20 protein-coding genes are annotated in these 20516 nt (G+C 68.6%); 7 read left to right on the top strand and 13 right to left on the bottom strand.

Annotated features, from left to right (window positions below; translation table 11 throughout):
* Window positions 1-7: 7 nt before the first annotated feature.
* The 7 genes from GEM_RS19905 to GEM_RS19875 all read right to left on the bottom strand — a co-directional run bounded on the left by GEM_RS19905 (window position 8) and on the right by GEM_RS19875 (window position 7726).
* Window positions 8-1594, bottom strand: a complete 1587-nt coding sequence (locus GEM_RS19905) for a FadD3 family acyl-CoA ligase (RefSeq protein WP_014899173.1) — start codon at window positions 1592-1594, stop codon at window positions 8-10.
* A gap of 46 nt (window positions 1595-1640) precedes the next feature.
* Window positions 1641-2684 carry a ferredoxin--NADP reductase gene (locus GEM_RS19900; RefSeq protein WP_041490943.1) on the bottom strand — a complete coding sequence of 348 codons (1044 nt, stop codon included), beginning with the start codon at window positions 2682-2684 and terminating at the stop codon, window positions 1641-1643.
* Window positions 2685-2706: 22 nt separating this feature from the next.
* Window positions 2707-2898: a hypothetical protein gene (locus tag GEM_RS19895; protein ID WP_014899171.1), complete on the bottom strand. Its 192-nt coding sequence runs from the start codon at window positions 2896-2898 to the stop codon at window positions 2707-2709.
* A 39-nt stretch (window positions 2899-2937) separates the two neighbouring features.
* A complete protein-coding gene (locus tag GEM_RS19890) occupies window positions 2938-3456 on the bottom strand; it encodes a flavin reductase family protein (RefSeq protein ID WP_014899170.1) in 519 nt (172 codons plus the stop codon).
* Window positions 3453-5213, bottom strand: coding sequence for an FAD-dependent oxidoreductase (locus GEM_RS19885; protein ID WP_014899169.1), 1761 nt, complete (start codon window positions 5211-5213; stop codon window positions 3453-3455). The genes GEM_RS19890 and GEM_RS19885 overlap by 4 nt, the downstream gene beginning before the upstream one ends.
* 10 nt (window positions 5214-5223) lie before the next feature.
* Window positions 5224-6417: an acyl-CoA dehydrogenase family protein gene (locus GEM_RS19880; protein ID WP_014899168.1), complete on the bottom strand. Its 1194-nt coding sequence runs from the start codon at window positions 6415-6417 to the stop codon at window positions 5224-5226.
* Between the two features lie 169 nt (window positions 6418-6586).
* Entirely contained in the window at window positions 6587-7726 is a 1140-nt protein-coding gene (locus GEM_RS19875; protein ID WP_014899167.1) for an LLM class flavin-dependent oxidoreductase, read from the bottom strand.
* 259 nt (window positions 7727-7985) lie between these two features.
* Here GEM_RS19875 and GEM_RS19870 point away from each other — a divergent pair, with 259 nt between their 5' ends.
* On the top strand, window positions 7986-8336 hold the full coding sequence (locus GEM_RS19870) for a VOC family protein (RefSeq protein ID WP_014899166.1): 351 nt from the start codon (window positions 7986-7988) through the stop codon (window positions 8334-8336).
* Between the two features lie 111 nt (window positions 8337-8447).
* Here GEM_RS19870 and GEM_RS19865 read toward each other — a convergent pair whose 3' ends face one another.
* The gene (locus GEM_RS19865; protein ID WP_014899165.1) at window positions 8448-9308 is read right to left on the bottom strand and encodes a LysR family transcriptional regulator; all 861 of its coding nucleotides are present in this window, start codon (window positions 9306-9308) and stop codon (window positions 8448-8450) included.
* A gap of 164 nt (window positions 9309-9472) precedes the next feature.
* Here GEM_RS19865 and GEM_RS19860 point away from each other — a divergent pair, with 164 nt between their 5' ends.
* Window positions 9473-10861, top strand: coding sequence for a DHA2 family efflux MFS transporter permease subunit (locus GEM_RS19860; protein ID WP_014899164.1), 1389 nt, complete (start codon window positions 9473-9475; stop codon window positions 10859-10861).
* Window positions 10862-10883: 22 nt separating this feature from the next.
* Here GEM_RS19860 and GEM_RS19855 read toward each other — a convergent pair whose 3' ends face one another.
* Window positions 10884-11264: a DUF4377 domain-containing protein gene (locus GEM_RS19855; RefSeq protein ID WP_014899163.1), complete on the bottom strand. Its 381-nt coding sequence runs from the start codon at window positions 11262-11264 to the stop codon at window positions 10884-10886.
* 237 nt (window positions 11265-11501) lie between these two features.
* On the opposite strand from GEM_RS19855, the gene GEM_RS19850 reads away from it, so the two are divergent.
* The 3 genes from GEM_RS19850 to GEM_RS19840 all read left to right on the top strand — a co-directional run bounded on the left by GEM_RS19850 (window position 11502) and on the right by GEM_RS19840 (window position 14339).
* Window positions 11502-12677: a helix-turn-helix transcriptional regulator gene (locus GEM_RS19850; RefSeq protein ID WP_014899162.1), complete on the top strand. Its 1176-nt coding sequence runs from the start codon at window positions 11502-11504 to the stop codon at window positions 12675-12677.
* A gap of 101 nt (window positions 12678-12778) precedes the next feature.
* Window positions 12779-13051: an SDR family oxidoreductase gene (locus GEM_RS32295; protein WP_041490753.1), complete on the top strand. Its 273-nt coding sequence runs from the start codon at window positions 12779-12781 to the stop codon at window positions 13049-13051.
* 94 nt (window positions 13052-13145) lie between these two features.
* On the top strand, window positions 13146-14339 hold the full coding sequence (locus GEM_RS19840; protein ID WP_041490941.1) for a tyrosine-type recombinase/integrase: 1194 nt from the start codon (window positions 13146-13148) through the stop codon (window positions 14337-14339).
* Window positions 14340-14361: 22 nt separating this feature from the next.
* Here GEM_RS19840 and GEM_RS19835 read toward each other — a convergent pair whose 3' ends face one another.
* The 3 genes from GEM_RS19835 to GEM_RS19825 are packed head-to-tail and all read right to left on the bottom strand — an operon-like array spanning window position 14362 to window position 17198.
* Entirely contained in the window at window positions 14362-14580 is a 219-nt protein-coding gene (locus GEM_RS19835) for a YXWGXW repeat-containing protein (RefSeq protein ID WP_014899160.1), read from the bottom strand.
* 57 nt (window positions 14581-14637) lie between these two features.
* Window positions 14638-15801, bottom strand: a complete 1164-nt coding sequence (locus GEM_RS19830; RefSeq protein WP_014899159.1) for a DUF1501 domain-containing protein — start codon at window positions 15799-15801, stop codon at window positions 14638-14640.
* Between the two features lie 2 nt (window positions 15802-15803).
* Window positions 15804-17198: a DUF1800 domain-containing protein gene (locus GEM_RS19825; RefSeq protein ID WP_014899158.1), complete on the bottom strand. Its 1395-nt coding sequence runs from the start codon at window positions 17196-17198 to the stop codon at window positions 15804-15806.
* A gap of 288 nt (window positions 17199-17486) precedes the next feature.
* Here GEM_RS19825 and GEM_RS19820 point away from each other — a divergent pair, with 288 nt between their 5' ends.
* On the top strand, window positions 17487-18290 hold the full coding sequence (locus GEM_RS19820) for a glutathione S-transferase family protein (RefSeq protein WP_014899157.1): 804 nt from the start codon (window positions 17487-17489) through the stop codon (window positions 18288-18290).
* A gap of 322 nt (window positions 18291-18612) precedes the next feature.
* Complete coding sequence (locus GEM_RS29220) at window positions 18613-19401, top strand: YncE family protein (RefSeq protein WP_014899156.1); 789 nt, start codon at window positions 18613-18615, stop codon at window positions 19399-19401.
* A 234-nt stretch (window positions 19402-19635) separates the two neighbouring features.
* On the opposite strand, the gene GEM_RS19810 is transcribed toward GEM_RS29220, so the two are convergent.
* A complete protein-coding gene (locus GEM_RS19810; RefSeq protein WP_014899155.1) occupies window positions 19636-20481 on the bottom strand; it encodes a GNAT family N-acetyltransferase in 846 nt (281 codons plus the stop codon).
* Window positions 20482-20516: the final 35 nt, after the last annotated feature.

Genomic DNA, 20516 nt, shown 5'->3' with positions numbered 1-20516 from the left:
GCGCCGCTCAGGCCGCCGCTTCGCTACCCGCGCGCAACCGGTACTTCAGCACTTTCCCGGCCGCGCTCGTCGGTAGTTGCTCGACGAACGTGAAATGCCGCGGCACCTTGTAGTTCGCCATGTTGCTGCGCGCCCAGTCGTTCAGTGCGTCGGCGTCGGTGTGCGCGCCCGGACGCAACACGACATACGCATGCCCGACTTCGCCGAGTCGCGTATCGGGCACGCCGACCAGCGCGACCTGCGCGATCGCCGGATGCGCGGCCAGCAGCCGCTCGATCTCCGCCGGATAGCAGTTGAAGCCGCCGACGATGAACATGTCCTTGATCCGGTCGGTGATCTTCAGGTTGCCGTTCGCATCGACGCAGCCGAGGTCACCCGTATGCAGCCAGCCGTCCGCGTCGACGGTTTCGCGCGTCGCGTCCGGCTGGTTGAAGTAGCCGCGCATCACGTTGTAGCCGCGTACCCAGATCTCGCCCGTCTCGTCCGGCCCGAGCACCGCGCCGTCCGGCCCCGCGATGCGCAGTTCGACGTCCGGCATCGGCCGGCCCGACGTATAGGCGACCGTCTCCGCGTCGTCGCCGTGACGACACAACGTCGCGAAGCCGCACGATTCGGTCAGCCCGTAGCCGGTCAGCACCGTCTCGAAGCCGAGCTCCGCCCGCATCCGCTCGATCAGGCTCGGCGCAATCGCGGCCGCCCCGGTCACGGCGATCCGCAGCGACGACAGGTCGCGCGTCGCGCGATCGGGCGCATCGAGCAGCGCGTAGTACAGCGTCGGCGGTCCCGGCAGCACCGACACCCGCTCGTCGGCGACCCGCCGCAATACCGCGGCCGGCTGGAACACGAGATGCGGCAGCACGGTCGCGCCGCTCGACAACGCGGCAAGCCAACCGGCCTTGTAGCCAAACGTATGGAAGAACGGATTGACGATCAGGTAGCGGTCGTCCTGGCGCACGCCGGCGATCTTCGCCCACGCCTGCGCGGCGCGCAGGTTCTGCCCGTGCGCGGTCATCACGCCTTTCGGGCGGCCCGTCGTGCCGGACGTGAACATCAGGTCCATCACGGTGTCGGGCGTCACCTGCGCCTCCCGAGCGCGCACCGCGGCGAGCGGCACCGCCGCGCCGCGCGCGAGGAACGCGTTCCAGGTCTCGTCGCGCGCGCCGGACGGCGGCTCGCCGTCGAACACGACGACGCGTTCGAGCGTCGCGGGCCGGTGCGGCGCGAGCATCGCCGGATAGGATTCGCCGAGGAAGGTGCCGCAGCAGAACAGCAGCCGCGCGCCGCCGTCGTGCAGGATGCCGCCCACCTCCATCCCCTTCATCCGCGTGTTGACCGGCACGAGGATCGCGCCGACGGTGTGGATCGCCAGCGCCGCGACGATCCATTGCGGCAAGTTCGGCGCCCATACGGCGATCCGGTCGCCGGTGTCGATGCCGCTCGCAAGCAGCGCGCGCGCCGCTTCGAGACGCGCCGCGTCGAGTTCCGCATAGGTCAGCCGGCCGTGCTCCGACTCGATCGCCGGATGCGCGCCGTGGCGCGCGGCAGCCCGCGCGATCAGCGCGGGGGTGGTGAGGATTTCGTTGTCCATCGTCATAGCCATCGGAACAGGGTTGCCGCGCGCGCCGCCGGCGCGCCGCGGCTCAATCGGGGAACACCACGCGCAGCGCGTCACTCGCGGGCCGCGCGCAGCACGCGAGCGTCCAGCCGGCCGCGATCTCGTCGTCGTCGAGCACGTGGTTGCTGTCGAGCGCCACCTCGCCGCGCTCGATGCGGCACATGCACGCGCCGCACTGCCCCATCCGGCAGGAATTCGGTGCGGCCAGGCCGGCGCGCAGCATCGCGTCGAGCAGCGTTTCGCCCGGCGCGCTGTCGAACGCGAACGCCTCGCCGTCGAGTACCGTCTCGATCGCCGCGCCATCGCCGGACGCGGCGGCTGCCGCAACCGACGCCGCCGGATCGGCCTGCGCCGGCGCATCGGGCAGCGACGCGAAGCGCTCGACATGCACGCGCGCACGCGGCAAACCAAGGCCGAGCATCGCGGTCAGCGCGTTCTCCATGAACAGCGCGGGCCCGCAGATGAACGTCTCCTGCTGGCTGAACGGCCGCGCGAGTTCCTCGAGATGCCGCTGCTGCGGCACGCCCTGCACGCTGTCGAGCCAGTGGATCACGCGCAGGCGGCCCGGATGACGATGCGCGAGCTGCTGCAGCTCGTCGCGGAAAATCACCGAGCGCTCGTCGCGGTTCGCATAGATCAGCGTCAGCATCCCGCGCCCGTGCACGAGCGCCGATTTCAGGATCGACAGCACCGGCGTGATGCCGCTGCCGCCCGCGAACAACAGCAGATCGCCGTCGAGCGTGCGCGGCGTGAAGACGCCGGCCGGCGGCAGCACGTCGAGCGTGTCGCCCGCGCGGATGCGGTCGCACAGCCAGTTCGACGCACGGCCGTCGCGCACGCGCTTGACGGTGATCTTCGGCGCCGCGTCGATGCCCGGCGCGCTCGACAGCGAGTAGCAGCGCGCGACGGTCGCGTCCGTGCACGGCACGTTCAGCGTCAGGAACTGGCCGGGCCGGTAGGTGAACGCGTCACGCAACGCGACGGGCACGTCGAACACGAACGAACACGCGTCGTCGCTTTCGGCGATCACGTCGGCAACGGTCAGCCGGTGGAAGCGGGAATCGCTCAGGGAATCGCTCATCGCCCGCTCCTCATGCCGCGCCGGCCGCGTGCCGGGCAACGTCGGTTGCAGAGCAATGCGCGTGGCTCGACGCCTGCGCCGGCGCGACGCACGCGAATACACTCAGCACCTGCGCTGCCGCGGCGCCAATCATCTGCGCGCGCTCGCGCAGGATCGTTGGGGCCGCTACGTTCGCGATATTGCGGTTCAGTCTGCGTGTCATGGGTCGTCTCAATCCGATGCGGGAAAACGCGTGCCGCCGTCACGCGGCCTCGCGGCTCGCGGGCGCGCCGGGCGTCGTGTAGGCGCCATCGAGATAGACGAGCGGATCGACTTCGCCGCTCATCAGCACCTCGCGAATGCGTCCGATGAACACGGTATGCGTGCCGTATTCAAAGCGGCCGTCCTGCTCGCACACGAAGCTCGCCTGCGAATCGTGCAGATACGGGACGCCGTGCTGCGACGTATGCCAGTCGCCGGTCGTGAAGCGCGCCTCGCCCTTCAGGCGGCCGCTGCAGTCGATCGCGATGCCTTCATGGCGTGCCGACAGCACGTTCACGCAGAACGGCGCGCCCGCGTCGAGCGGCGGATACAGCGACGCATTGCGGTTGATGCAGATCAGCAGCGACGGCGGATCGGTCGACAGCGAATCGACCGCCGTCGCGGACATCGAGTAGCGCCGGCCGTCGTGCGCGCTGCTGATGACCGTGACGGAGCGCGCGAGGCGGCGCATCGCGAGCAGCATGTCGGTGCGCAGCGGATGGGTGGTGAGATCGCTCATGATTGGACTCCGTCAAGTTCAGTCGTGGACGGCCGGGTTGGCCGGCCGCCGGCGTCGGCCGCTTGCGCGGCCAGGTGGTCGGCGGCGATGAACCCGAAGGTCATCGCCGGACCGAGCGTCGAGCCCGCGCCGGGGTAGCTCGTGCCCATCACCGATGCACTGGTGTTGCCGATTGCGTAAAGGCCGTCGACCGGTGCGCCGTCGGCGCGCAGCACGCGCGCCTGCGCGTCGGTGACGAGCCCGCCTTTCGTGCCGATGTCGCCCGCGTCGATCCGCACCGCGTAGAACGGCGCCTCGTCGACCGGTCCGAGGCACGGATTCGGCTGGTTGCGCGGGTCGCCGTAGTACGTGTCGAACAGGTTGTCGCCCTTGCCGAACGCTTCGTCGATACCAGTCGCCGCATAGCGCGCCATGTCGCGCAGCGTGTCGTGCAGCCCCGCCGCATCGACGCCGATCCGCGCGGCGAGCGCATCGATCGTGTCGGCCTTCACGAGCACGTCGCGAAACGCGTCGGGAATCCGCGCATCGGGCATCATCGACGCCGGCATGATCGGCCCGCACGGATACTTGCGGCGAAAGCGCGCGTCGAACACCATCCATGCCGGCACGCATGCACCGCTGCGCGCATGGTCGCGATACATCGCCGGCACGAATTCCGAATACGGCGCGGCTTCGTTGACGAAGCGCTGGCCGAGACCGTTGACGATCACGCAGCCCGGCAGGTTGCGTTCGACGAACAGCGCGCGCTGCTTCTCCTCGCCGGCGACGCCGACCGTCGGCGCGCCCCACACGTGTTCCATCAGCGCGAGCGCGCCGCCGAGCCGGTGGCCTTCGGCGATCGCGTCGCCGGTGTTGGCCGGCGGCGTCGCGCTCCATTGCGTTTGCGTCGGCTGCGGCAGGTAGCGCTCGCGCATCGGCTGGTTGCGCTCGAACCCACCCGCGCCGAGAATCACGCCACGCCGCGCGGCGATCGTCACCGGTTGCCCGAAGCGCTGTGCGCGCACGCCCGTCACGCGGCCGTCCATATCGAGCAGGTCGAGCATCGGCGTATCGAGCCACACGGGCACGTTGCGGTCGAGCAGCGCGCGGCGCAGGCCGCCGATCAGCGCGTTGCCGAGCGTCAGGCGCCGGTCACGCCGCGTGCGGCGGCGCACACCAACATCGAGCCAGTAGCGGCCGAACTGCGCGATCGCGAGTTTCATGAAGCCCGGTCCGCGCGCAAACAGCGTGTGCGCCTCCTTCGACGTCACGGCCACCCGGCCGCCGATCAGCGTGCCGGGCGACGGCGGCCGCAGCCGGTCGAGCTCGTCGCCGAGCCGCGCGCCGTCGAACGGCAGCGGATCGAGCGCGCGATAGCCCGGCATCGCGCCCGGCAGCTTCTGGAAATAGTCCGCGTACTTCGGCAGCGCCTGGTAGCGCACCGGCGTCTTCGCTTCGAGGTAACGCAACATCTCTGGCGACTGGTCGAGATACGCGTCGAGCCGCTCGCGCGACGACGCGCCGGCCGTACACGCGTCGAGATAGCGGCGTGCCGCCTCGCGCGTATCGGTCGCGCCGAGTTCGGCGATATGGTGGTTGCACGGAATCCAGATGCCGCCGCCGGAGACCGCCGACGTGCCGCCGTACAGCGCCGTCTTCTCGATCACGACGACGGACAGCCCGCGGTCGGCCGCGCGGCACGCCGCGAGCAGCGCGCCCGCGCCCGAGCCGACGACCACGACGTCGAACGCGTATTGCTGCGCTTGCGTGTCGTTCATCGCGGCCTCGTCAGATGAAGTAGTCGGTGTTCTCGCGGCCGAGCATCACCGCGCCGAGGTTCTGGCCGAAGCGGTCCACGTTGTTCGCGTAGTGCGCGCGCGCCGCATGCAGGTCGAGGAAACGGCGCACCAGCGGATTGCGGTGATAGATGCCGTTGCCGCCCGCGTAGCGCAGCAGCGCGTTCGCGGCCTGCGCGCAGCGCTCGGCGACCTGCGCGGACTGGTAGCGGAAATGCACGCGGCGCTCGATCGACACGGCCGGGCCGCCCGTCACCGACGCCATCAGTTCCGCGAAATTGCGCTTGAGCAGCACCTTCATCTCGTCGATCGCGACGGCCGCGTTCGCGCACGCGTTCTGCGCGCCCGGATCGTCGGTCGTCTTCGCGCCGCTGTTCGCGGACACGCGCGTCGCCGCATAGCCGGTGAAATCGTCGAGCGCGCCCTGCAGCGCGCCGATGCACGACGTGCACACCGCCCGCACGAAGATCTGCGCGAACGGCAGCTTGAACAGCGGCGCGTCATTGACGACCAGGCCCGGGCTGGTGCCCATCATCCCGTCGATCGCCTTGTGCGTGCGGTACGCCGGCACGAACACGTCGTCGACGACGATGTCGTGGCTGCCGGTCGCGCGCAGGCCGAGCACGTCCCAGTCCTGCTGGATCCGATAGTCGGATTTCGGCAGCAGGAACGTGCGGTATTCCGGCGGCTGGCCGGCTTCCGCGGGCGGCACCAGCGCGCCGAGGAACACCCATTCGCACAGTTCGCTGCCGCTCGAGAACTTCCAGTGGCCGGACAGGCGGAAGCCGCCTTCGACCGGCGTCACGCGGCCGACCGGCATGTAGGTCGACGCGATCAGCGTCGCCGGATCGTTGCCCCACACGTCCTGCTGCGCGCGTTCGTCGAACAGCGCGAGCTGCCAGTTGTGCACGCCGACGACGCCGTACACCCACGCGGTCGACATGCAGCCGCGCGCGAGCGCCATCTGGACGTCGAAGAAGGTCTGCGGATCGAGCTCGTAGCCGCCATAGCGCTTCGGCTGCAGCACCTTGAAGAAGCCCGCGGCCTGCATGTCGGCGATCGTCTCGGCCGGGATGCGGCCCTGTGCTTCCGCCTGCGCGGCGCGGCCGGCGAGCGTCGGCGCAAGCGCCTCGGCCCGGGCGATCAGCGTGGCGGCCAGTGCGTTCGAATCGTTATCGCGATGCACGAATGTCTCCTGTGATACGGAGCGCGCGCGGCAGCGCCCACCCCGGTCTCTCTAAGTGGTTCGTCGCGGCCTGCGCCGCGAGCGAGGGTTCCTGCTGCCGATGGTCGGGCTCGCGCGGCCGCGCCGCATCGTCCGAAGGGACGACGGGCGCGGCCCGGCCCTGCCCGGCTTAGGCGCAGGCGCGCTCCTTTTCCTTGTTGAAGAACGGGATCACGTGCTCGCCGATGTTGCGGATCGTCTCCATCTGCGCGTCGTGCGGCACCGTGCCCATCTGGCACAGGAACAGCACTTCGTCGACGCCCGCTTCCTGCAGGCGGCCCACGTAGCCGATGCAGTCGTCCACCGTGCCGTACGCATGGTTCGGGTTCATCATCGCGAGCGCCGGATCGGCGAAGTTCACGACGACTTCCTCCGACGCGAAGCGCGAACGGATCACCATCTCGCCGGAATCGGCCTGCACCAGGTCGTCGCCCCACTTCGCCGGGTCCGGACGCTCGCCGCCCGTGTACCAGTACGCGAGCGATTCCATGAAATAGCGCTGGCCGCGGATGCCGATCTTGCGGGCCTTCTGGCCGTCGGCCATCACGACCGTCGGGCACAGCGCCGCGAGATGCTGGGTCGGGCGGAAACCGACCTGGTCTTCCGGCTTGCGGTTCGCCCACGCTTCGCGATAGACCGCGTTCTTCTTCGCGACTTCATCGGGGCCGCCGAAACCGAGCACCAGCGCGCCCATCCCGCGCTGGCCGGCGCGCAGCAGCGCGTCGGTGTTGGTGCACGCGAGGTACATCGGCGGATGCGGATCCTGGAACGGCTTCGGGTGGATCGGACGCTTCGGAATCTTGATGTACTGGCCGTCGTGCTCGATCTCGTCCTGCACGAACATCTTCGGCACCAGGTACATCGACTCGTCGATCATCGGCTGCAGTTCGTTGAGGTCGTAGCCGAACGCGCCCGCTTCCTGCTGGCTGCCGCCCTTGCCGACGCCGAAATGCACGCGGCCGCCCGACAGGATGTCGAGCAGCGCGACGCGCTCGGCAACCTTGATCGGATGGTTCATCGCCGGCGGCAGGCACACGACGCCGTGACCGAGGCCGATGCGCGTCGTGCGGCCGGCCAGGTACGCAAGGAAGGTTTCCGGCGCGCTCATGTGCGCATAGTTGGTCAGCGACGTGTGCTCCACGCACCAGATCGTGTCGAAGCCGACCTGCTCGGCCAGCAGCGCCTGCTCGACCGTCTCCTTGAACACCCGGTGGTCGCCCTCGCGCGATGCGTCGGTGGTCTGGGCTTCGTAGATGAGGGAAAACTTCATTGCGTGCGTCTCCATGTATGTTGGACGAGTCGGGGTCGTGCAACCGCCCGCACGATACGGACGAATAGCGACGGTCCACGGATGGGAGTGTCGGCGCGCGGGCCCGTGGGGGCATCGTCTGTTTGGAGTAACGACCCACCTGCGGGGACAGCGGGGTTTCACCGTCATCCGATCGGACTGCGTCGCGGCCGGCACCGCGCGCTAGCATCGAACGACGGTGCATTGCGCGCCGCACACATCACGACAAGGGAGAGAGGGAATGAAGGTATCGATGCTGCTGTATCCGGTCGACGACATCGACGCAGCCTTGCCGCTGTTCGTCGACGGACTGGGCCTGAACGTGAAGTTCCGCGACGGCGACCGCTATTGCGCGCTCGACGGCGGCCCGCTGACGATCGCGCTGGTCGCCGGCGACGAGCAGATCGTCGAGCGCGCGGCGCTCACGCTGCGCGTGGATGAGGACGACGACCTCTACGCGGCGATGGCGCGGGTCGTGAAGGCCGGCGCGTCGGTGCGCGTGCCGGTGCAGGCCGGGCCGCACGAATACCGCGCGGTGCTGGAGGACAAGAACGGCGCGCTCTTGGTGATTTCGCAGAAACGCGCCGCATGACGCGGCCACGCAGGGCGCGCGGCCCGGTCGGCCGGAACCCGGCCGGATGCCGCGCGGCGAGCCGGTGTCAGGTAACGATGTGCACTACATGCGCTGCACGCATTACATGCATTACGCGGCCGCACCCGGTGCGCGCAGATCGCTGGTTTCCAGCAGCTCGAGCAGCGTGCCGGCCGGCTGGCTGAGCCGCTTCGCGGCCAGCGCGATGAATTCGACGTCGGGCAGCGCGGGCAGCCCGTCGCCATTGACCGGCGGCGCCAGGCCACGCGCCGACAGGTACTGCGACGTCGCCGTCAGCCCGAGCCCGGCCCGCGCGGCCGCGATGCAGCCCGGCTGGCTGCTGCTCGAACACACGACTTCCCAGCCGATCCCCTTTTCCGCGAGCGCGTTCAGCACGACCGCGCGCGTGACGCTCGGCTCGGCGACCAGCACGAGCGGCAGCGGCCGCTCCAGGTCGACCACGGTGCCGGGCCGCGCGACCCATTCGAGCCGCGCGCGCAACAGCGGCGTGCCGCGCCGCTCGCCGAGCCGCCGCTTGCCGACCATCAGGTCGAGCGCGCCCGCATCCATCAGTTCGTAGAGCCGGCTCGTCATGCCGGTCGTGATCTCCAGCGCGACGTCCGGGTGCGCGGCGCGGAACGCCGCAAGCACGTCCGGCAACGCGACCAGCGCGAGATCGTCCGACGCGCCGAGCCGCACCCGGCCCTGCAGCCGCGGCTTGCGGAACTGCGATTCCGCGCGGTTCAGCGCCTGCAGGATCACGTTCGCGTGCACGAGCAGCGCCTCGCCGTCGGCCGTCATCGCGATCGAATGGGTGTCGCGCACGAACAGCCGGCGGCCGACGCTCTCTTCGAGACGACGGATGTGTTCGCTGACGCTCGACTGGTTGAGCCCGAGCTGCCGGCCCGCTTCGGTGAAGCTGCGGCAGTTCGTGACGGTCGCGAACGTCTTGAGCCAGACGGGATTGAGCATCCCGCATTGTCATCGGCAATTCCGATGGCAGTCAATGCCTTCAGGCGGCTTCCCGATGAACAGCGGAATCGGTACCATCGAACGCTTGCAGACCGGCCGTGCGCCGGCACGCATCTGTCGGGCCGCGTCGCCACCGCGCCGGCCATCGCACCTCCGAACCCGTCATGTCCCGCGAACCCTCACACTCCGCGCTGCTGTGGATCGTCGCCGCCGCATTCTTCATGCAGTCGCTCGACACGACGATCGTCAACACCGCGCTGCCGTCGATCGCGCAAAGCCTGCACGCGTCGCCGCTCGCGATGCAGCCCGTCGTGGTCGTCTACACGCTGACGATGGCGATGCTCACGCCGGCATCCGGCTGGCTCGCCGACCGTTTCGGCACGCGCCGCGTGTTCTCGCTCGCCATCCTGGTGTTCTCGCTCGCGTCGATCGGCTGTGCCGCATCGCACACGCTCGGCCAGCTCGTCGTCGCGCGCGCGGTGCAAGGCATCGGCGGGTCGATGCTGCTGCCGATCGGGCGGCTCGCCGTGCTACGCCGCGTGCCGGGCGAGCAATACGTCGCGGCGATCGCATTCGTGTCGATCGCCGGGCAGCTCGGCCCGATCGTCGGGCCGACGCTCGGCGGCTGGCTCACGCAGGCGATTTCCTGGCACTGGGTGTTCATCGTCAACGTGCCGGTCGGCGTGGTCGGCTTCATCGCGGTGCAGCGCTTTCTGCCGCACGACCAGGCGACGCAGCCGCCGCCGTTCGACTTCGTCGGCTGCGCGCTGCTGTCGGTCGCGATGATCGCGCTGTCCCTCGCGATCGATCCGCCGATGCCGGCGCACCGCACCGGCTGGGCGATCGGGCTGGCGGTGCTCGGTGTGGCAAGCGCGCTCGCCTACCTGCCCCATGCGGGGCGCCGCGCGCAGCCGCTGTTCCGGCTCGGGTTGTTCCGCGAGCCGAACTTCGGCTCGGGGCTGCTCGGCAACCTGCTGTGCCGGATCGGCACGAGCGCGGTGCCGTTCATGCTACCGCTGCTGATGCAGGTGCAGCTCGGCTATACGCCGCTGCAGTCGGGGATGATGCTGCTGCCGGCCGCGATCGCCGGCGTGATCGCGAAGCGCTGGATCGCGCCGCTCGCCAAACGCTTCGGCTATGCGACGTTTCTGGTCGTGAATACGGGGATCGTCGGCTGCGCGATCGCGGGATTCGCGCTGATCTCGGCGCGGCCCGCGCCGGCGCTGGAGATTGCGTTGCTGATCGTGTTCGGCGCCGCGAACTCGATGCAGTTTGCGGCGATGAACGCCGTGACGCTCAAGGGCTTGCCGCACGCCGACGCCGGCAGCGGCAACAGCCTGTTCACGATGATGCAGATGCTGGCGATGGGGCTCGGCGTGTCGATCGGCGGCGGGCTCGTCAACCTGTTCGCCGCGCATTGGGGATCGATGGCGAACGGCTTCATGCTGTCGTTCGCCTGCATGGGCTCGGTCACACTGCTGTCGTCCGTCGTGTTCCGGCGGATCGATACCGCCGCGCCGCCGCGCCCGGTGGCGCCGCGACCGTCCGCCTAGGCGCTGCCGCGCGCGCCCGGCGTCAGTTGACCTGACGGCGCTCGACCACGCGCTTGAGCACCCAGCGGATCGACGAACCGTCGGCCGGCGGCTGCGCGACGCGGTATTCGTCGACTTCCAGCACATATTGATAGCCGGGCTGGTACGCAAAGCCCTCGATGCCTGCGTACCACAGGCTCCACGGTTCGGCCGGGCTGCTGCGCACCTGCAGGCAGTCCATCGGCGCGACGCCCGTGCAGCGGGCCGGCTGCGGCGCGACATAGACGGTTTTCGTCACGGGCCGGCCGTCGGCCGGGCGGGCCGCACGCGCGCCCGTCGCTGCCGCGTCGGCCTGGCATCCGGCGAGCAGCGTGCTGCCGGCAATCATGGCCGCGCCGAGCAGCGTTCTGGTCTGGCGAATCATCTGATGTTCCTCTGGAAGCGTGGGCGGGGCGATTAGACGAGCCGCGCGGCGGAAAAGTTCACAAACAGCTTACAACCTGCGCGCCGCCCCCCTCATTCGTGGGATGTCGCGGGTGCGCCGGCGCGCTACCGTATTGCAGTGCAGGTGCGCGCCGCCGCCGGCGGCCCTGATCCGCCCCTGCACGCACCAGCACGCCCGGCGCACCGCGACCCGGCGGCTGCAACAGGAGACAACCCGATGACCACGGCGCCCCCGGCCCTGCCCCCGTGTCTTGCCCAATCGACTCTGACGCTCGAGCAGTTCGACGCGCTGCTCGCGAAAATCTACGAAGGCCCGCTGGAAGACGTGCCGTGGGGCGGTGCGCTCGAACAGATCCGCGTGCACCTGGATGCGAACTACGTGACGATGATCCTGCGCTGGCCCGCCAGCGGTCACACGGGGCTGATGATCAATGCGTCCGGGCACAGCGCGCCGCTGCCCGGCGTCGCGTCGTACAACAACTACTATTACGCCCTCGATCCGTTCGTGAACCTGCCGAGCGATCGCGTCGTCACCGTCGATGAATTGCTCGGCGTCGGCGTGTGGCGCAGCAGCACGATGTACCGCGAGTTTCTCGAACCGTTCGACGTCGGGTACCTGATGGGCGCCGACCTGCGCACGCCGGACGGGATCGAATGCCGTTTCCGCGTGTGCCGCTCGCATCACGGCCACGCTTTCTCGGTGGCCGACAAGGCCGTCTGCAACGCGCTGCTGCCGCACCTGAAGCGTGCGGTGCGGCTACATGCGAAGTTCGGGATGGTCGAATCGGAGCGCACGCTGTACGCGAGCGCGATCGACCGCATGCTCGTCGGCACCGCGATCCTCGACGAGCGCGGCACGATCATGAAGACCAATTCCGTTGCGGACGAGATCTTTGCCGAATGCGACGGCTTGCGCGTGCGCGGCGGCGCGCTCGAGGCGTCGTATCCGCTGGAGGACCGCAAGCTGCAGAAGCTGATCCGGCAGGTGCTCGCGGAGCGCGCGGGTGGCACGCCGTCGGTCGCGCAGGCGATCGCGGTGCCGCGCCCGTCCGGCAAGCCGCCGCTCGGCGTGCTGATCCGCACGGTCGCGCTCAGCGAATGGTCGGAGGACAATCCGCGCCGGCCCGCGTGCGCGATCTTCATCCGCGATGCGGAGCGCAAGTCGCAGGCGTCGCACGAGATCGTGCGCAAGCTGTTCGACCTCACGCCGGCCGAGACCGCGCTGGCGCTCGCGCTCGTCAACGGCCTGACGCTCGAGGAAGCAGCCGACGAGCTCGAGATCAGCAAGAACACCGCCCGCTCGCACCTGCGCGCGATCTTCTCGAAGACCGGCGTCACGCGGCAGGCGACGCTCGTGCGGACGTTGCTGAACAGCGTGCTGTCGTTGGGATGAGGTGCACGAGGCGGAGCGGACCGGGTGGCGCCGTCGAATCCGCCTCGTCCGTTTCAACGTCGAAGCGCGGGCGAGTGCCGCCTGACCTGTCGTTCTCTTCAATGTCACCGGAGAACGCAACGGCAAGCTTCGCAGGAAAAGTCGCCGTCGTGACCGGGGCGGCGACCGGCATCGGACGGCAGACCGCGCTGTGCTTGGCCGAGCCGGCGCGCAGGTTGCGTTGCTGGACACCGTCGTGTCCGCGGCGGAAGCCGACGGCGCGGCTCGGCGAACCGCGCGACATTGCGGAAACGGTGATGTGGCTGTGCTCGCCGGCCGCGCGCTTCGTCACTGGTCAGGCGCTTGCCGTCGACGGCAGGTTCACGGTGTGGTGATCGTGTACCATCGGCGCTTCCCGATACGCTTTGGCGCGCTGCCTTCGTCCGCCCGGCCATGCCCGCGCGGCCCATGCAGCGCACCGCCCTTCGCATGACCTCACCCGTTCCGTCCGACGCCACGCTGCGCCCGCTGCCGATCGATACGCTGACCGTGCCGGCCGCGCTCGACGGACGCGCGGGCACCAACCGCTCCGGCAGCGCGCATCCGCAGATCGCCGCGACCAACGACCTCGACGCCGTGCGCGCATGGCTCGCGCGCTTCATCGATACGCCGACCACCTTCCAGAACTACCGCAAGGAAGCCGAGCGCCTGCTGCTGTGGGCCGTGATCGCGTGCGGCAAGCCGCTGTCGTCGCTCACCCACGAGGATCTCGTCGTCTACCGGCAGTTCCTGCTCGCACCCGCGCCGGCCGACCTATGGTGCGCGAACGGCGGGCGCAAGCATCCGCGCGGCGACCCGCGCTGGCGGCCGTTCTACGGGCCGCTGTCGGCGGCCAGCCAGCGGCAGGCGCTGGTGATCCTGAACGTGATGTTCTCGTGGCTCGTGCAGGCCGGCTATCTGGCCGGCAATCCGCTCGCGTTGTCGCGGCAGCGGCAGCGCCGGCCCGCGCCGCGCATCACGCGCCACCTCGGGCAGCCGCTGTGGCAATCGGTCAAGGACGCGATCGCCGCGATGCCGCGCGACGATGCGCGCGCATCGTTCCATGCGGATCGCGCGCGCTGGGTGTTCACGCTGCTGTATCTCGGCGGGCTGCGCATCACCGAGGCGGCCGACACGACGATGGGACAATTCTTTTGCCGGCGCGACGCGAACGGGCACGAGCGCTGGTGGCTCGACGTGACCGGCAAAGGCGGCCGGCAGCGGCTCGTGCCGGCCACCGCCGAGATGATGGCCGAGCTCGCGCGCTACCGGCGCGCACATGGCCTGCCCCCGCTGCCGTCCGACGGCGAACCCACGCCGCTCGTGCTGCCGGCCGGCCAGGTGCGCAGGCCGCTCACGCGTGCCGCGCTGCACCGGATCGTGAAGCAGGTGTTCAGGCACGCGGCAGACCGGTTGCGTACGCAAGGGGATGCCGGCGAGGAACAGGCGCGCGTGCTCGAACAGGCGTCGGCGCACTGGCTGCGCCACAGTGCGGGCTCGCACATGGCAGACGGCCGCGTCGACCTGCGGCTCGTGCGCGACAACCTCGGGCACGTCTCGCTGACGACCACCAGCCAGTATCTGCACGCGGACGACGACTGGCGGCACAGCGAAACCGAGGAGAAGCACCGGATCGAGTGGTGACCCGAGCGCCCTTCGGCCCGCTTCAATACACGGCCACCCAATGCCCGGGCACCCACGCCCAGTGGTTTCCAGCCCAGCGGTAATGCCCCTTCGCCCAGCGATAGCCGGGCGCGGGCGGCGGCGGCGCCACCTCGGCGACCGGCGCGGGCTGAGGCGGCCGCACGGGTTCGACCACGCATGCGGACATCAGGACGGCACTCGCGGACACCAGCACCGCAAGCGAAACGGATCGGATCTTCATCGTCAACCCTCCCTGTCATGTAATCGGTTGGCGGAATAAACGCGGACATGTACCGCGTCACGCTGCGCCGCGAACGAGGCCCGTCACCGGCCTGGTCGTGCCGCTTTCCGCGAACAGCGTGGCCGCGGTCCGACCCGGATCGAGCCGCAGGCTTTCGGCGGCCACGCCGGCGATCAGCGCGTCGAGCGACGCGGTCGGCTTCAGGTCGCGCCCTTCGTACAGGTCTCCGGGGCGCAAGCCGGGCCAGTCGGCAATCACGCGGCCACCCGCGACCGCCCCGCCCGCCAGCATCGCGACCGACGCCTGCCCGTGATCGGTGCCGCCCGTACCGTTCACGGCGGCCGTGCGGCCGAACTCGGTCGCGACGAGCACCGTGGTCTGCTGCCACACGGGACCGAGACCGTCGCGCAAGGCGGCGAGCATCGTGTCGAGCGCCTTCAACTGATTCGCGAGCCGTGCGTTCTGCGCGCTGTGCGTGTCCCAGCCGCCCGTCTCGATCATCGCGATCCGCGGGCCGTCGTCGCGCGCGAGAAACGTCGCGGCCAGCTTGCCGACGCCCGCCGGGTCCTGGCGCGCATGCGCGTCGCCGGCGAGGCCGCGCGCGGCCATCGCCGATTGCCACAACGGGCCGAGCTGCGCGTCCGCCTCGTAGAGCGCCGACACGCGCGCGAGCAGGTCGTCCGGCGCGGCCGGCAGACCGGACGCCGCATACGACGCGGCCTGCACGCTACCGCGTAATGCGAGCGGCACCGTCGGCGCGAACGCGATCGCGCTTTCACGCGTCGCCGGCAACATCGCGGCGAGCCGGTTCAGCCAGCCGTCCTTCACCTGGTACGGCGTGCGGCCGCCCGTCTCGAGCACGTTCTGGCCGTCGAAATGCGAGCGGTCGCGATACGGCGACGCGATCGCGTGGACGAATAGCGCCTGCTTGTCGCGAACCATCTGCGCGGTCTGCGCGAGCGACGGATGCAGCGCGAACGTGCCGTCCACGCGTGTCGCGGCCGACGTGTCGATCGCCAGCGGGCCGCGCAGCGACGCATACGCGGGTTCCGCGTACGGAACGACGATGCTCAGGCCGTCGGCCGCGCCGCGCTGGATCACGAACACGAAGCGCCGGTCGGTTTCGACGTTGGCGAACACGATGCGCGGCGCGACGAGGAGCGCGCCCGCGCCGGCGGCGGCAACGCTCAGGAAGTGTCGACGGGAAACAGACCAGACCATGATCACCTCCGTTGGAAATCGGGTGACACGAGCAGCAGCGCGAGCGACGTGGTCGCGCTTTCGGCGCGCGACAGCGCGGTCGCCGTAGGTGCGCTCAGCGAGCCCGCCAGCAGTGTGTTGCCGAGCGTGCGTGGATCGAGCCGGTCGCCCGTGCGCGCAGCGAGCCGCTGCGCGATCTCGACGCGGCGCACCAGCGCGTCCGGCGCGGCCCAGCTCGCGGCGACGTCGTCGTAACCGGCCGGCGACCCGGGCCGCCAGACCGGCTGGCCGAGTTGCGCGAGCAGCGGCGCGGCTTTCAGGTCGCCCATGTCGCGCCAGCCGAGCCCGCGCAGCGACGAAACAGCCCACTCCCACGGGGTCTTGAACTTGCGGTTTACCGGCGACCATGCGTCCGGCGCATCGATCAGCGCGCGATAGACGGTCGGCAGATCACCGCCGCTCGAATCGAATGCGCGCGCAAGCCGGTCGGTGAGCGCGGGCGGCGGATTGTCGGCGACGAAATGACGGGCAAGCTGGAACGCGATATGGCGGCCCGTCGCCTGCGAATGCGCGAGGTCGTGCAGGATCGCGCGCGCCTGGGCTTCGCCGGACTGGTCGTAGGTACGCCCCATTACCGTGCGTGTGCCGGGCTCGTGCAGCTTCGGGCGGAACACGAACGCGCCGGGCGCCGCGTCGCCGGGCTGCGGCCCGCGTCCGCCGGCGATGCTCCAGCCCGTCAGCGCGCGGGCGAATTCGGTCACGTCGGCTTGCGTATAGCCGGTACGTACGCCCAGCGTATGCAGTTCCATGATTTCGCGCGCGAGGTTCTCGTTGAGGCCACGCCGCGCCGCCGGGTCGCGGGCTTCGGCGCGCAGCGCGGCCGGACTGTCGGGACCGACCGAGCGCGCCTGGTCGAGGAACAGTTGCATCGCGGGATGCTGCTCGACGGCGACGAGCATGTCCTCGAAGCGGCCGAGCACATGCGGGCGAATCGCATCGCGCTCGAAGGCGCCCGCATACGCGGCGACCTGCCCCTTGTCCACCGACACCGCGAAATGGTTCGCCCAGAAATGCACGAGACGTTCGACGAACGGTGCCGGTGTGTTCAGCGCACTGTTCATTCGCGCGACGACGGCGCTGCGATACGCGTCATAGCCGTCGCGACGGATCGACTGCGCGGTTGCGCGCTTCGCGGCGGCATCGTCGCCCGTCATCGTGTTGCGTGCATTCGCGAAGCGCGTCGCGAGCGCTACCGCGTCCGGTTCGGCGGCCCACGCGGCGGGACGCGCGTCGTAGCGGTCGAATTGGGCAACGAGCACCGCCTTCGGATCGACAGGTGGCGCTTCGTCGGCGCGCACGCCGAGACCGAAGCGGTTCAGCGCGATGGCGGCCGGTGAGATGTCGTTCGGATGGTCCATGACGGGGGCTCTCGCAATGCGTACCCGTGTTTAACGGGGGCCGGCGGGAAATCCGTCGCGGGTTGGTTGAATATTTTTTGGTCCGCCGCTGCAAGGTCGAAGTGTGTCTTGCTGTTCGGTTTCAAGCGAAGGCAACCAGCCGTTGCGTCATGCGATCATCAGATCATTCTGGAGCGCCGGCCGGTAGGCAAAAGGAGCATTGATACCGCCCTGCGCCGTTGCCACAATTCCGAAGGCACGCTGGTTATTGTCGCAAGCGCAATGCAGTGACGAGCGAGGACCATGTCAATGAGTCACGACGGCGTTCATCCTGCTGTATTGATCACGATGCCGCACAGCCACTACAGCGAAAAAGCGCGGTGGGCACTCGACAGGCTCTCGTTGCCCTATCGGGAAACGCCGCATGCGCCGCTGCTGCATCGGTTGGTAACGAAACGCAACGGCGGCAGCAGCGTGCCGTTGCTGATTCATGGCGGCGCACGTTTCATCGACTCCACCGATATCCTGAAGCATCTGGATGCCGTCTGCGGCGGCGACGTGCTGTACCCGCGCGATGCCGGCCTGCGGCAGGAAGTCGAAGCACTCGAGACGCAATTCGACGAAGTGCTGGGCCCACATGCGAGGCGTTGGGCCTATGCGCAATTGCTGCCGGATCGAAGGCTGCTGCTGCACGTGATGACACGAGGCGTACCGCGGTTCGAGGCCGTGTCGCTGCCGGTCATCATGCCGGGTGTCGTCAGACTCATTCGTGCTGCGCTCAGGATCACGCCGGAGAGTGCGGCTCGGTCCATCGAGCGCGTGCGTGCCCTTTTCAAGGAAGTCGACGGCCGGCTGGGCGATGGTCGGCAGTTTCTCGTCGATGGGCGGTTCACTGCGGCGGATCTGGCGTTTGCGGCGCTCGCCGCACCGGTGCTTTTCCCGGCGGGGTATCGCGCTGCTTATCCTTCGCTCGATGACGTGCCGGTTGCAATGCGCGACGAGGTCTTGCGGTTGCGGGATACGGCTGCGGGGAGGTTCGCGTTGCGCCTGTATCTGGAAGAGCGGGATCGGGTGAGCGCTGTCGCCCAGGAACTGGGTCAAATGCCTGAATGACAAGCAACAGAACTTTGTTGCATTGCTCATGTGCGAATGTCGAGGACCTGGATCGACTGGCGACGACTGCGAACATTGCCGAAACGCGCGCAAGCGTAAACCCGTACTCGATATCGGCACTGAGGCAAATTTTTTCATCTAGTCTAGATAGCAACGTGTCGCGACTCGCCACTTCATGCGTGTGCCAGCGATGCGGTCAATCCATTTCAGCGCTCGTGCGAAATTGGTACGAGCCGATGCAGAAGGCACGCAGTTTGCCTTTTGTAAGGGCGTTCTCTGCCTCGATTACTTTCAGCTTCGCCCGGGGTCAAGGAGAATCGCCATGCCGACATGCCGCGTTGGGCGAGCACGTGTCTACCTCGAAGCCATCCATCGTGTCTTCGCCATCCTGATGTTGTTCTCGCTGGTCCTGATCGCTGACGAGGCGCTCGGGCAGCAACATGCTTACGTAGCCAATGCCCGTTCGAACACGGTATCGGTCATCGACGAGTCGACCAATGCGGTCGTGACGACGCTTGCGGTCGGGGCCGGTCCTGTGAGCCTTGCCATCCTTCCGGGTGGGGCGCAGGTTTATGTCGCCAACAGCGTCTCGAACAACGTGTCTGTCATCGACACGACCACCAATACTGTCACCGCCACGATTCCGGTTGGCTTGGGCCCGGTGAGCATCGCTTTCACGCCAAGCGGAGGGCGCGCGTACGTGGCGAACGCTTACGCCAAGTCCGTATCCGTTATCGACACGGCCACGCAGACGGTGATCGCCACCGTGCAAGTAGGCAACCAGCCCAATAAAGTCGCCATTTCTCCGGACGGAGCAAGCGTCTACGTGACAAATGGCACTGACAAGTCGGTGTCGGTCATCGCTACGGCGACCAATACCGTCAAGGCCACGGTCGGAGTAGGAACGATTCCGTTCGACGTCATCACTCCGTTTGTGCCGCCCGCGCCAACGTGCAATGACAATATGCAGAATGGGCAGGAGACCGATGTAGATTGCGGCGGCCCGGTTTGCCCGAAGTGCGGATTGTCTAAAAAGTGCTTGATCAATTCCGACTGCGCAAGCAACCACTGCGTGAACAACATGATGGGGCCGCCAACCTGCCAGCCTTGATTCCTCTTAGGTCAACAGGACACGATCGCCTCACAGCGGCGGATCTGGCGTTTGCTGCGCTTGCCGCACCGGTGCTTTTTCCCGCGGAGTATCGCGCTGCCTACCCGTCGCTCGATGACGTGCCCGCTGCGATGCGCGCTGAAGTGTTGCGGCTGCGGGATACGGCGGCAGGACGCATCGGGTTGCGTTTGTATGTGGAAGAACGCGACCCGTGTGTGCTGTGTCCCAGCGCGATCAACCCAGCTCGAACGACGTCACCCCGAACACGCGGTCGATCGCAATCGCGGGCGCTTCTTTCGTGTACATCCGCGCGGTTTCGAAGACGCTCGACATCCCGTGCCGTTCCGCCAGCGCGACGGCCGCAGGATTCGTTTCCGGCACATCGAGCACGATCACCTCGCCGGGCATCGTCGCTGCCAGCGCGCGAAACAGCCCCGTGGCAACGCCAGCGTCATCGGCAAAGAGCGGGCCGATCTTGCAGCCCGCCGTGCAGCGGCGCACGACGCCGTATCCCGCGACACGGCCGGCATCGACCGTAGCCAGCGCAACGGCATCCGGCTGCGCGATCCAGGCGGAGACGAAACGCTCGCGCGGCGCAGGAAAACACTGGCGATCGTAGGCAAGCAACTGCTCGAACGGTACATCGGCCGCGGCCGCCACATGCGCGCACCCGATGCCATTCACGCGCCCCTGATAGCGGATGTTGCGATACGCGAGCCGGAACCCGGACTTCCTGTAGTTCGCCTGCTGGGCCACGACACCGTCGAGACCGACATTGCGATCTCCAAGGTAACGCATGCCGTGCTGCCAGATGCGCATGCCGAAGCCTTTGCCGCGAAACCCGGGTTTCACGATGTAAAGACCGATGAAGCCGAAGCGTTCGTCATAGGCGACGGCGGCAAGGCACGCGACCGGCTCGCCGCGCCACACGCCGACGAAAAAGCCGGCCGGGTCCGCTTCCCTGAAACAGCGCGGATCATGTCGGCCAGGGTTCCACCCTTCCGCGGCGGCCCATTCGAGCGACATGGCCACCTCGTCGGCCGACATGGTGCGCACGATAAAGTCTTCGCTTCGATCCATGATTCGCCCCTGTCTCGGCACTCGAGATTGCCGCC

Source organism: Burkholderia cepacia GG4, assembly GCF_000292915.1.
Classification (GTDB): domain Bacteria; phylum Pseudomonadota; class Gammaproteobacteria; order Burkholderiales; family Burkholderiaceae; genus Burkholderia; species Burkholderia cepacia_D.
The sequence above is the reverse complement of the archived record's forward strand: the minus strand, read 5'-3'. Positions and strand labels throughout refer to the sequence as shown.